At 49.8% G+C, this 8,407-nt stretch carries 9 protein-coding genes and 2 pseudogenes; 3 read left to right on the plus strand and 8 right to left on the minus strand.

Annotated elements, in window-relative coordinates; translation table 11 throughout:
- Both AAC083_RS15585 and AAC083_RS15590 read left to right on the plus strand, forming a co-directional pair.
- On the plus strand, positions 1-186 hold a 186-nt coding region (locus tag AAC083_RS15585; protein ID WP_219927897.1), incomplete at its 5' end, for a hypothetical protein.
- A pseudogene (locus tag AAC083_RS15590) lies at positions 146-488 on the plus strand (IS66 family transposase); the annotation flags it as partial. The gene AAC083_RS15585 and the pseudogene AAC083_RS15590, both read left to right, overlap by 41 nt.
- 90 nt (positions 489-578) lie before the next feature.
- On the opposite strand, the gene AAC083_RS15595 reads toward AAC083_RS15590, so the two are convergent.
- Together AAC083_RS15595 and AAC083_RS15600 are read right to left on the minus strand one after the other, a co-directional pair.
- Positions 579-1,058 carry a hypothetical protein gene (locus AAC083_RS15595; protein WP_209418500.1) on the minus strand — a complete coding sequence of 160 codons (480 nt, stop codon included), beginning with the start codon at positions 1,056-1,058 and terminating at the stop codon, positions 579-581.
- Positions 1,042-1,812, minus strand: a complete 771-nt coding sequence (locus AAC083_RS15600) for a winged helix-turn-helix domain-containing protein (protein ID WP_108537069.1) — start codon at positions 1,810-1,812, stop codon at positions 1,042-1,044. Before AAC083_RS15600 ends, AAC083_RS15595 begins: the two co-directional genes overlap by 17 nt.
- A gap of 527 nt (positions 1,813-2,339) precedes the next feature.
- On the opposite strand from AAC083_RS15600, the pseudogene AAC083_RS15610 reads away from it, so the two are divergent.
- Positions 2,340-3,234: pseudogene (locus AAC083_RS15610) on the plus strand (IS5 family transposase).
- 80 nt (positions 3,235-3,314) lie between these two features.
- Here AAC083_RS15610 and AAC083_RS15615 read toward each other — a convergent pair.
- From AAC083_RS15615 to AAC083_RS15640, 6 genes are all read right to left on the minus strand, one after another.
- The gene (locus AAC083_RS15615) at positions 3,315-3,692 is read right to left on the minus strand and encodes an SHOCT domain-containing protein (protein WP_108537071.1); all 378 of its coding nucleotides are present in this window, start codon (positions 3,690-3,692) and stop codon (positions 3,315-3,317) included.
- A gap of 69 nt (positions 3,693-3,761) precedes the next feature.
- Positions 3,762-3,986 carry a DUF1049 domain-containing protein gene (locus tag AAC083_RS15620; protein ID WP_108537072.1) on the minus strand — a complete coding sequence of 75 codons (225 nt, stop codon included), beginning with the start codon at positions 3,984-3,986 and terminating at the stop codon, positions 3,762-3,764.
- A 322-nt stretch (positions 3,987-4,308) separates the two neighbouring features.
- A complete protein-coding gene (locus AAC083_RS15625) occupies positions 4,309-4,815 on the minus strand; it encodes a hypothetical protein (protein ID WP_108537073.1) in 507 nt (168 codons plus the stop codon).
- Between the two features lie 73 nt (positions 4,816-4,888).
- Positions 4,889-5,338: an AfaD family invasin gene (afaD, locus tag AAC083_RS15630; protein ID WP_108537074.1), complete on the minus strand. Its 450-nt coding sequence runs from the start codon at positions 5,336-5,338 to the stop codon at positions 4,889-4,891.
- Positions 5,339-5,390: 52 nt separating this feature from the next.
- Positions 5,391-7,904 carry a fimbrial biogenesis outer membrane usher protein gene (locus AAC083_RS15635; protein WP_108537075.1) on the minus strand — a complete coding sequence of 838 codons (2,514 nt, stop codon included), beginning with the start codon at positions 7,902-7,904 and terminating at the stop codon, positions 5,391-5,393.
- A gap of 60 nt (positions 7,905-7,964) precedes the next feature.
- On the minus strand, positions 7,965-8,407 hold a 443-nt coding region (locus AAC083_RS15640), incomplete at its 5' end, for a fimbria/pilus periplasmic chaperone (RefSeq protein ID WP_146181698.1).

Below are 8,407 nucleotides of genomic sequence, written 5' to 3' on the forward strand. Positions count from 1 at the left end.
AAGCCGAGGTTCGGCCTAACCAAGTGTCCGGATTTAGTTGACCACTACAGTGTGGGCATAACTAAAGTCGATGAACTGCACGAAGAGGGAGACAATACCGATGAAACCCGTCATTCAACGGGGGGGGCGAAAGCCATTATAGCTAGGGACCGTGCTATGCTCGAAGCGCTACCGGGGGCGCTGTGAGTGGCTCATCTAAGGATGACAAGATACTGTAGCGGTTTATGAGTGATGACAATGTCCCGCTGACAAACAACGAGGCGGAACAAGCGCTGCGTGGCTATATGCTGTGGCGGCGTAAAGGGAGCCATGGGGTGTGTTCACATCGAGGGGAACGGTTTCGCCAGCGAATACTGTCATGGGTGGAGACGGCCAAAAGAGTGGGGCCTTGTCCCCAGGAGTGGCTACACGCCATCGTCAGGGCTTGTATCGAGACAACGGATTACCCCATCCCTGCCAACTTGTGTGCATCAAGCCCCTGCCGGTGAACGGTTACAATTTTAATGCCTCCTTCTTCTCTGAATTTCATTCAGGTTAAAAGAAAAAGTGTCCTATTTGATAACTTATTAGTAATAGGATTAATCGTCATTCACACAGAGAAAGCTTGCGATGCCATTCGACTCTACAATGTAGTTATGTTTATTTATACGGTAGATTGATATTAATAGGTTACTGCCAACCGTAGACATAAAGGCAGGCAAGGGTACATGTAATTTATTTCTGTCTACCTCATCAGCCATGTTTACTTCAATGCCTGTGAAGGTTAAAACCAGACTGTTATCAATATCAGAGATGTTAAACAGTAATTTTCTGGATAAACGATAAGACACTCCACTTTCGGTAACTTTACCATTCAGGACCATGAATCCTTTGCTGTTATCAAAAGTGAGATCGATATTTGACTTAATACTATAGTTTTTGTTGTGCGTGTACTGTACACCATTGCAGTGAAGGGTTGTAACACTTTTCACACCAATAAAGTGCAAATAAATGAAACTGGCCAAAACAATAAGCAAAACAGTGCCGGAAATTATAATATATTTAAGGTTGAGTTTCATCAAGTTCACCATGATTAATGAAAATTTCAGTTTTACAGTCGTTTTGCTCGGTGTAGTTCATATCATTCTTACATGATATTATTGATATTGTCGCATGTCGCTCACTATAGCTGATATAAACATAAGGGTAATTTTCACATTCCAAAGGGAGTGTTCTAATTAAGCTATTAACTCTCAGGTTGTTTTCTCTGCTTTTATTTTCGGTGCTGTTAAAAATACTACACCCATTAATTTTCGATATAAACACAAAGTCCTTTGGGTAATGCGTAACCCTCCATGGCGTGCTGTTATAGTCATAAAACAAAATGCCAAATAAAATAACAACCAGAGATGACAACAATATCAAATGATAAATAACAGGTTTTCTTTCTTTGGCTGGTTCAGTTTTATCTGGAGTGATCTCATTATTATTTTCAACATAATTTTCCACTACACTGGTAACCGTAAAAATAAATCCCTTACCCCTGATGGTTTTAAGTGATTCACTGGGAATGCCTGAGTCTTGAAGGGCTTTTCTCAACAGAGAAACGTTCTGATATAAAGTGTTTGGCGTTACATTTACACTGTTTTCACCCCATACTATAGCATATAGTTCCTCTTGCGAAACTGCCACCCCCATCCTTGTGATAAAAGCCTCGAATAACTGTGCAGTTGGCATGTTAATCTTAATAGTATTCCCCGTTAAAGAAGACGATATATCACCACTTCCGGGGTAAAATAAAACGCTATCATTTATATTGTAACACTTAATCATCTCAATCGGCTTCCGATAACATCTATTAAAACCTCATTATAGATAATTCACCATAATGCGCCACAATAATGAGAGGCTGTTTATCCTTTGAATGGGCGTTATTAGGTGTTGTTGTCGAAATCGATGCGGCTTGAATGGAACCAACTGAAGACGTGGCAATCTGATCATTTAAGTCAACATTCCAATGGTCAAGCCGCTTCACCCCATATACGACAAGCCTCTCGTCCACCGTGGCTCTCTTATGCGGATGCCATGAACAACGGGTTCCACCACGACCATCGCAGGCGACGGGGCTGCCGCCAGCTCTACACCGACCGGACCATTTGTACCTTCCTGATACTCAAGGGGATTTTAAGCCCCACCCTGCGGGCCGCACAAGGGTTATTTGGCTCCCTTCCCCAGCTTATAAATGTTAATCGTTTAACGCGAGTGGGTTGACATGGGCGTTTCCAAAATCGATGCGGCTTGAATGTAACTAACTGAAAATGTGGCGATCTGATCACCACCATTCCCTTCAAGTCAGCATCATGGGCGAGTCGTTTAACCCCATCACCAACTGGTCTCAATACAACAAGCCTCTGATTAACCCTGGCTCTCTCACCTTCTGGGTGGATGCAGACGCCATGGACAACTGGTTCCACCACAACCATCACGGGCGACCGTGACGTAGCCAGCGCTACACCGACCAGCCTTCCTGACGCTCAAGGGGATTGTCAGCCCCACCCTGCGTGCAACAACGGGGCTACTCAACTCCCTGTTCGCGTTGATGAATGTGCCGCTATGTGCCCCCGATGACAGTTGTGCCAGCAAGTGATCCCGTACGGTGAAGGTGGCGTATCGGCAGCCATCTAAAGGGAAGGTTACCGACCTGGTTATCGATTCAACTGGCCTGAAGGCACTTGGCGAAGGCGAGTGGAAAGCCAGAAAGCACGGCGCCGAGTCTGGCGCAAACGGCATCTGGCCGTTGACCCGGCAACCCACGATAGGGTGGCGGCGGAAGTTTCTTTAGAGAATGTCCATGATGCCGGGGCGTTACCGACATTGCTCAATCCCCTGCGGCACAAGCTGGGTACCATTTATGCGGACAGCGCTTGACAGCAACGCCAGCCATCAGCTGATAGCGCACAGAGGGGCGACATCCGGTATTCCGCCTCGCACGAGCGCCGAGTTATGGAAAAAGGGACACGCGAGAAATGCTGCTGTACTGGTGATGCGAAAAGAAGGGCTGCCTCATTGGAAGAAGATATCGGGGTATCACCGTCGTTCTCTGGCGGAGACGGCGATGTTTAGATTCAAGCAGCTGCTGACGGGGAGAGTCAGCCTGCGAAAATACAACGGTCAGGTAGGGAAAGTGATGGCGTATGTGACGCGATAAACAAACTGAACACCCTTGGCCTGCCTGTCAGAAAGCCCCAAGTGTAGCGGTCACTTGGGGCTGGGGACGTTATAACCTGATGGCTGATGTACCCCGGTTGAGCGACAACATGTGACGCTGCATGTACTTAGGCCAGTGCTTTGGCTTTGAGTTGGGCATATTCATCGGCATTGATCGCGCCGCTATCGAGCAAGGCTTTGGCCTCGCAGATCTGCTCGACCGATGATTTACCCGCCACTTGCCGAATATAGTCTTCGGTATCTGATTTGGCCCGCTGCATCGCATCACGTTGACGCCGGGCCATGCCTGCGCCGTTGCTAACAATGTAAATCAGCGCGGTAAACATCGGCAAAAAGACCAGTCCGATGATCCATAGAGCTTTAAATCCGCCGCCCATTTCAGTGTTGCGAAACAGATCGCCGACGATCTGGAACAGCACCAAAAGGTAAGCGATAAAGATAAAACTTGAGAGTATTAACCAGAAGAAATCCCAGAAATTGCTCATGTTAGTGCGGCTCCTTTGCGTTGCCTAATTAGTAGAGGTGTAGCCGGCGCAAACTCGCCGGCGATAGTGTTACTCGGGTTTGCGCATCGCGGCTTTTAGCCAGCCGCGCAGCAGCGACCAGAGTACGCTGCCGGTGAGCATGCCAAGTACATAAACGCCGACGATCAGCAGCGACGCCGGCAGCGTCAGGCTCATATTAAGCAGCGAAACGGTGACAAGACTTATATTTTGAATTTTAAACAGCAAAACAATTGTCGTGATGACGATGATTAACGCGGCGTAAACGTAACGCATAGACCCCCCTGTAGTGATGATTAAGGCAGTGCTGCTGGTGTTTTCAGCGACTTATCAGCCGCCGCTGCCGGATGTTGTAACACACTATTCATCAGCATGTAACAAGCAATAAACCGCGACCATACCATTAACAACGCCTTCCCTGAAGTGACAGCCTTAATCTTGCAGGGCAGGCTTCTGCACCAGCCATGTTAATTTCTACTCTGGCATTTGTATTTTATCGGCCAATGACGCGAAAGTAAATTCGAATCAAGTTTCACCCTCTTAAAAAAACAACCATGTCTCAAAAATAAATATATGGCTTGATGTATGAGGAGGATATCTAGCCTGTTATTTTAGCACAGTATGTCATTGGCATTGTTTTTGTTGACAAGTAATATCCTTTTTCATTTTTTGTCAAGAAAAGCACCATGGTATTATCCGGGGTAATATAAAAATCCGAGAATAGCGATCCTGATAAAGAAGCGATATCAATATCATCAACTTCCGTCTTCCAATTTCTTTTTGAAATCAATAGAATATCACCATTCACAATGTTGACATCAAAAAGGACCCGGCGGCTAATTGCACCATGATAAACACCCTTGCGATAGATATTCCCATCAATATAGAAAACACCATTTTTATGGCTCATTGAAAGTTCAATTTTCACATTAGCCGAAAGATCAAGGCCGGCTCTGTTTATGAGCACATTTGCAGTACATCTTGTTATTTCATCACGTTCATCATCACCCCAAAAGTTAGCGATAAAAATAAGTGGGACTATGATAAAAACGAAAATAGCAACCCCACCCCATCTTGATATTAACAATGGAATCATCTTTAACAATCATATTTCCTGGATAAAAGCCTTTAGCAAAGGCTAATCAAGCGATAAGTCTCTTGGATTATTTTTTGTTACTTCAGGGTAATAATACTGCACCTTTTAATGCCAGTGAGTAATGATCGGCTATCACCGTCTGATCCCCATCAACCACCACATCAAAGGTGGCACTGTTTCCGCCATCACGCAGGATAATCCCTTTGCCTCCTTCATTGTCTGGCTGCCAGCCTGGATACTCTATCCGTATGCGCAACTTATTGCTGCTGTCATTTTGCCCAATCAGCACATAACGGTTAGGCTGCGGCCCTGACTTGGTCGCATCACTCCACACCTGAAAGCCAAGGTGCTCGCCGTCATACCCTATCAGCCCCTTGCCAATACGGAATTCACCGTTGATACGGCCAGAGAGCAGGCCACTGTTTATTTGCAGATTAAGCTGCGGGGTATCCGCAGCCTGCGCTAACGACAATCCAGCGCTGCAAGCAGCCAGCCAGACGCCAAAACCCCAATAAAAAAATCGCTTTAGCATAATTGCCTCTCGTTACAGTAGCCTGCTTGGCAGCGGCTCTGGTTAATTGCCGCTAACTGCACACTGAGTTCATGACATACATATCCGCAGAGCCACGCTCTTTCGGCAACTGGAAATTCACACGGCACTGTTGTTGCTGGCTTTGCCCCCACCTTACTGACAACTCCCCTTTTGCCGGTAAGCCGGTCAGATAAACCACGCCGTTGTCATCTACAACCCCGGCAATCGTCGCCTGCTCTCCCAGCATGGCTATTGCCCCGAACGGCACGCTAGTACCATCCTCGCGGGTCAGCGTCATCAGCGCTCGCGCACCAATACGGGTGGCAAACGTTGCCGGGATCACCGCGCCCTGAGTGGGCACCACCGTCATATCCGTCTGCGTGACTTCCGCATTCGAGGGCAAATTGCTCGGATCCAGACTCACGTTGTTTTCCTGATACGGGTTGAGATGAGCCTGTGTGGTATAACCACGAAAATCTGTTCTCACACCGGGCCACCCGCCGACCTGAACGCCTGAAGCACCCGGTGCCTCCACCAATGCCACGGTATCACTCAGCGGCTGACCAAAGGTAACACCGTTACGGTGCATGACCATGCCGCCCGACACATCAGCGCCCATTTGCCGGATGTTGGAGTTATAGCTGTAGTTGCCACCCACCTGACCGTAACCGCCGTACCATCTCAGCTGCAGTCTGCTGTTGTCACGATCACCACTATCCACACCGGAGCGATAACGCTGGCTCGCATTCCAGGACAACCGGCGATCAAGTGCCTGGCCATTAAGCCCGACTTCCTGTGAATCATTGCCATTCGACGGGGAGACGAACTGGTAGGTCGCATTGGTGGTGCCACCCAGCAGGCGATGCAGCGGCATACTGAACATCACGCTGGTGATGTGATCATTTTGCTGCTCACCGACAACGCCGGCACGTCGGTTCTGCGTCCAGTTCAGTGACAGATGTCCCCCGGCCACCCCAACGCCATAGCTGGCACCAAACGAATCATTATTACCAGAACGATCCCGGAAGCTGTCGCGGGTGCCATTCAGGTTGACATATCCCCACTCCCCCAGGGACTGGCTCAAGGTCAGCGTGGTGCTCGCTTTACGCTGATCCTGATTGTTGTCAGAGCCATCGGCATTATTGCGATAGCTGCCCAACACATCAGACAGCGTCTGGTAGCCAGAGGAGCTGTACTGGGAATTAGACAACGCCAGCGTGGTGTTGGTCGCGTCTACCGTTTTACTGTAACGCGTGCGCCAGGCTCCCCCCGTCTCGCTCTCCTCCCCCTGGCGTTGCCCGCGTGCTGTCGTGTTATCTACCGACACTCCGCCCCAGCTCCCCAAAGAAACGCCAAGACCCAGTGCTGCCGATTGGTAATGATCGGCGCCTTGTGCGCCGCCATACACCGTCAGGTTCCAGGGCAAACCATACATCATGGTTGCCTGGCCAACCGCGGCTTCATCAACGGAGGAATCTGCCGCACGGTATTGCCCGGCCATCAGATTGTATTTGAGATAGCCTTCACGCAGCGCAATGGCTGGCGTGTTAAAGGGCACAGTAAATATTTGCGGGTTGCCATCGGTTTCCCATACGGTAACCTGCAAATTCCCGCCAGACATACCCGGCGATAAATCATTTAACGCAAACGGGCCCGGCGCCACAGTGGCATTATATATAGTGAAGCCATTCTGTTTGACTTCCACCCGCGCTTGGGTGCGCGCAATACCACGCACCACGGGCGCAAATTCGCGCTGGTTAAACGGCACCATCGCCTCATCCGAACCCAGCATAGCCCCACGAAAAGGCACGCTGTCAAAAATGTCTGATGGGGTAAAACGCTCCCCCAGCGTTACGCGGCTTTTGAGGTCATACAACCCATACTCCGCGTAGGTATACGCCGTTTGCCATTTGCCTTCCTGCTCGCCCGACTTCTGCCAGGTCGTGGCATTACGCAAACGCCATGCCCCCAGGTTAGCACCGGGTTGCAATTGAACAAAACTCGAATCACTGCTGGCACTCGCCCCGGTGCGATATTCTGTCCGGTTCGTGTTGGCCTGATAGTTCATCAACAACACAGGAATGCCATCATCCCATAACTCTCTGGGCGCAATACCGGACAACTTTGGCCGTAATGAGACCTGCGGAATGCTTAACAGCAGCTGTTGCTCATAGAACTGAAAATCGACCGTCGCGTGTGGAATAGCGGATAAGGTCGCACAGTCATCCGTTTGCTCCTTCGCCCGCGGCGGCTTGCCAGCGGACAAAAGAGGGTAGTTTTCAACTCTGACACCATAACGTGACAGCATCTCCACACTCAGGCAGGGTTGCAGAAACGGCTGGCCTTGCGCATTGGTCTCCTGCCGGAACAGCACATCGCGGGAACCGACCCGATTACCATTGATCAGGATGTCAACAGGGTAGACCCCCGGCAGTTGCCCCCCCTGGTTAAACAGGGCCGCATCTGCGTTGTCTATGCCCAAACTGGATAGATCAAAGGTATAAGTGCGCGCATCGACCGAGCAACACACCAAGCTCACAGCCAAACCTGGCAATAAACACTTCATATGGCGTCTATCTCTCATCAAGTGAGGTTAATAACCCGGCAGTCTCTTGCAACCCTGCGACTAGAGCGATGCCTGATACATACGGCTCTGACCGCCAGCATCGGTAATCACTTGCCACTGCACTTGTCCGGCCGCCCCTTTGGGCAAGGTAAAGCTGTGTGACGAGAAGGGGGCAATATGTTGCAGTTGTTCAACATTCACTCCCCCCACGGTCACCCGGCTCAGATTCATATAGAAGGGGGTCGGATTATTGGCATTCAGGGTATTGCCCTGCCGCGTCCAGGCCAGTGATGAGGCACGGTCCGCCAACTGCCCGATGCCGGACGGGCGCACCAGCAGCTTGATGCAGTTCTGCACACTGACTTGCACATTCAACGCCACAGTTTTAGGCGCTGCAGATTTGCCCTCTTTATCCGCGGCCCAGGTATCATCGCTCTGGGGGGGAATGCCGGTGACACACAGCCAATGCAGCTTTTCACGATCGTTTGGCAGTGGGCCGCCTG

It is taken from the genome of Aeromonas sp. HMWF014 (genome assembly GCF_963878295.1).
Taxonomy (GTDB): domain Bacteria; phylum Pseudomonadota; class Gammaproteobacteria; order Enterobacterales; family Aeromonadaceae; genus Aeromonas; species Aeromonas popoffii.